The 3,900-nt window shown below is 47.4% G+C and carries 3 protein-coding genes; all 3 read right to left on the reverse strand.

Annotated features, from left to right (window positions below; translation table 11 throughout):
• Positions 1-54: 54 nt before the first annotated feature.
• Positions 55-909, reverse strand: coding sequence for an ABC transporter permease (locus tag ABCM67_RS16085; protein ID WP_110102097.1), 855 nt, complete (start codon positions 907-909; stop codon positions 55-57).
• Positions 902-2,164 (reverse strand): ABC transporter ATP-binding protein, encoded by a 1,263-nt coding sequence (locus ABCM67_RS16090; protein ID WP_110102099.1) that lies wholly within the window; start codon positions 2,162-2,164, stop codon positions 902-904. Before ABCM67_RS16090 ends, ABCM67_RS16085 begins: the two co-directional genes overlap by 8 nt.
• Positions 2,165-2,268: 104 nt before the next feature.
• On the reverse strand, positions 2,269-3,579 hold the full coding sequence (locus tag ABCM67_RS16095; RefSeq protein ID WP_342993054.1) for an amidohydrolase: 1,311 nt from the start codon (positions 3,577-3,579) through the stop codon (positions 2,269-2,271).
• Between the last annotated feature and the right edge of the window lie 321 nt (positions 3,580-3,900).

Genomic DNA, 3,900 nt, shown 5'->3' on the forward strand with positions numbered 1-3,900 from the left:
ACATAAGGAAAAACAGGATCCCCAGGTACAGTCCTGAAAGCTTTGAGTTCTTTTTCATCCGATTCCCTCCAGTTCCTTCACATTAGTAAGCTTCCGATATAATACGATCATCAGAGTTGTCAGTATCATCAGTACCACAGCCAGTGCTGCGGCAAAGGGCCAGTTATTGCCTCTTGTCATCTGCTCCTGGATCAGACTTCCCACAAGTACGATCTTGTTTCCGCCCAGGATATCCGCAATAAAAAACAGACCCATAGACGGAATAAAGGTAAGTATCACTCCAGAAAGAAGTCCCGGCAAAGTCAGCTTAAAGGTGACGCTCCAGAAAGCCTTCCATCTGCTGGCTCCAAGATCTCTGGCAGCTTCCACAAGGGACCAGTCCAGCTTTTCCGCACTGGAATATACGGACAGTGCCATAAACGGCAGCAATACATAGATCATACCGATCACGATCGCAGGATAGCTGTACAGGATTTTTAAGGGCTCCTGGATGATGCCAAGCTTCATCAGCAGATAATTCAGAAGGCCCTTTTTCTGGAGAATGATGATCCAGCCATAAAGACGGATCAGGGAATTCACCCAGAAAGGCAGCATCAGGAAAAGCATAGCCAGCTTCTTTTTGCCCTCGGAAAGCTTTGCCATAAAGTATCCGAATGGGTAGCCCACCAGACAAATGATCAAAGTGCTGGTGAGCGCAAGGCGGAAGGATCCCGTAAAGGTCTGCAGGTATACAGGCTCCAGGATCTGCTTGTAATTATCCAGAGTAAATTTCCAGTTCACGCCGTAGCCGCCGTCTGCTGTGGAAAAGCTCAGTGCAGCTACATACAGAAGAGGCAGTGCGACGAAGATCAGTGTAAAAAGATACAGCGGCAGGATCATCCATACGGAGCCTGCTCTGTGCTTACGCATGAGTACCTCCTACACAGGGACCTGACTGATCCGGCAATACTTCTTCTGATCTTTCTTCCCGATCTACCAGCACTGCATCTGTAGGAAGAAAACAGCAGCGCACCTTTTCTCCTACACTGACATTTGTATCAATGCCGTAACGGCTTGCCACGATTTCCTGACCTTCCGAAATTTTCAAAACAACACGGAGCTGGCCGCCGGCGAAGGTTTTTTCAATGACTTCGGCGGTTAAGCCATCGCAGCTGTCCTCTGTGTGTTTTTCTGCGGGCTCCTGTACACTCTTTTGTGTGTTTTCTGATGTGCAATTCGGCGTGCTTTGTTGTGCATTTTTTTTATTTTCCTCAAACCGGATATTTTCGCTTCTTACTGCGATGGTAACCTTTTCTCCTTTTTGCGGAAAAAATCCTCTGTCAGATGTAGCTGCGGTGTCCATTGATACTTTTACTTTTCCGGCATCAGTTCTTACGGTGATCTGAGCGGAAGTACCGTCAATCTCCTCTTCCGCAATGCTTTCCACAATACCGGTCAGGATATTGGCATTTCCAACAAAGGTTGCCACATAGCTGGTCTTCGGATGATTATAGATCTCATCCGGCGTCCCAATCTGCTCAAAGCGACCGTGGTTCATCACAGCAATCGTATCAGACATGTTGATGGCTTCTTCCTGATCGTGAGTGATATAGATAAAGGTGATCCCCAGCTTCTTCTGCAGGCGCTTCAGCTCGTGCTGCATGGCACGCCTCAGCTGCAGATCCAGTGCACCAAGGGGTTCGTCCAGAAGAAGTACCTCCGGATTGTTCACAAGTGCTCTGGCTATGGCCACACGCTGGCGCTGACCGCCGGAAAGCTCTGACGGCTTACGCCTCTCAAAGCCCGGAAGCTGAACAAGCTCCAGCATTTCTTTGACTCTTCTGCTGATCTCCGCTTTCGATGTTTTTTTCAATTTCAGCCCATATCCAATGTTATCTGCTACATTCATATGGGGAAAAAGTGCATAATTCTGGAACACTGTGTTCACATTGCGCTGATTCGGTTCCAGGGATGTCACATCCTTTCCATCCAGAAAAACCTGGCCGGAATCTGGCTGTTCCAGGCCTGCAATGATCCGCAGTGTAGTGGTTTTTCCACAGCCGGAAGACCCCAGCAGAGTGACAAATTCTCCTTTTTTTGCTGTAAGACAGATGCTTTCCAGGACGTCCTCACCTTCCTGGAAGCTCTTTTTTATGTTTTTCAATTCTAATGAAATTTCGGACATTTAGTTCTCCTTCTGTTTGCTATGATATCCGCCCCCTGCATGGGACTTTCCTGATATAAGATTGCTTATTGTACTCTCGCAGGGGATTCTCCTGATTCGGTTAACTACTCATTTTCACGAAAATTATCTTGTATATACTGACAATAAGTTTCTTTATTAAATACAGGTTTAAATTCCCGACAGATTTTTTTTGCTTCTTTTGCCTGATCACAAAGAAGACGATACGTAGTCAGTGCCAGAAGCTTGGCTGGTTTGATATATGCCAGTTCTTCATCCATGATCTTAAAATCTGCTCCGTGGAGTTTTCCCTCAAATCCTCCGAATGTGAAATTCAGCACTGGAAACAGATGGGTCAGGTCTCCTACGTCGGTACAGGCGTTGTTAAAATCTGCTGGCTTTGAGCACCGGTACGTAGCGTCCAGAAGCTTTACAGATTCCTCCATCACTTTATCCGCACCTCTGTGCAGGATCGGCATATATCCCTGAAGCGGTTCTCTTTCGATCGTACCACCGAATGCATAGGCAGCTCCGTCATAGGCACGGTCCATTTTTTCCTGTGTTGCCCGGATCGCATCCAGAGACGCTGCACGGACTTTTGTTTCGATCACCGCTTCGTCCGGAACTGCATTGATCACATCTCCGGCTTTTCGGATCACGTTGTGAAGACGCACATGGTCTTCCTCCCGGAACGTTTCCCGCATCAGTCCCATCATCTGGATGGCACTGGAAGTAATACTTAATGCATTGACACCATCCCATGGATCAATGGCTGCATGTGCGGCTTTTCCTCTTACTGTCACTCGTTCTGCGGAAAATCCGTTGCATGCCGCATTTCCCAGGTAAAAATCTTCTTCTACCGGCATCATGTGCACATGTGTGGTCAAAATAATGTCTGAATGATCAAATTCTCCAAGCCGGATTAGCTCGCTTTTTCCGGATGCCGGGAAGCCGATTCCCTCTTTCCGAAGCCGTGCACGTTTATCTGCATCAATGTATTCTTCCGCCGGAACGGCAAAAAAAGATACGGACCCAGACAGAGAGGCTTGAACCTCCTCATTGGTCAGTGCCAATGCTGCGCCGATCATGGCTGCAATCTGTGCGTGGTGTCCGCATGCATGTGCTGTCCCGTTGGCGGGATCAGCCATCGGATGCGACTTACATCCGATGGCGTCAAGTTCTCCGATAATAGTAACGTTCGGTCCGTCCTGTTCCATCCACTCAGCGCGAACCCCTGTGCGTGCAAGTCCTCCATGCACACGAAGTCCCAGGCCACGCAAAAAAGCCGCAACATGTGCGGCTGTTCTCTCCTCATAAAATCCCGGCTCCGGATGGCTCTGGATATCCTTCGCAAAGGCTATGATCTCATCTCTGTGTTCATCTATAGTCTGAATGATCTTTTCTTCAATATGATTCATGTCTTATAACCTCCATTTTCCGCAGGTTAAGCTATATGATATCATAAAACAGTTGATTTGGAAATAGATATTTTTGGGAGATACTTCCATCACCAAAAACAACTAATCTGTCACATTCCAGTTTTTGTTTTAGCTGCAAAGCAGCCTGCGCTTTGGATGCTTTTTGCGGCATGATCTCCAGCCACTGCTCTCCTGTGTAGATGTCCTTCTGATAAACAACATGATATTTATTTTTATATTTATGTTGACACTCCCCACAGCTAAAGCAGGGGGATTCTTGCTTCTCCCACTACTGCATTGGCAAACACCTTACGGTACTGC

This window comes from Blautia sp. 2227st1_G12_2227SCRN_220401 (assembly GCF_039062885.1).
GTDB classification, from domain to species: Bacteria; Bacillota; Clostridia; order Lachnospirales; family Lachnospiraceae; genus Blautia_A; species Blautia_A fusiformis.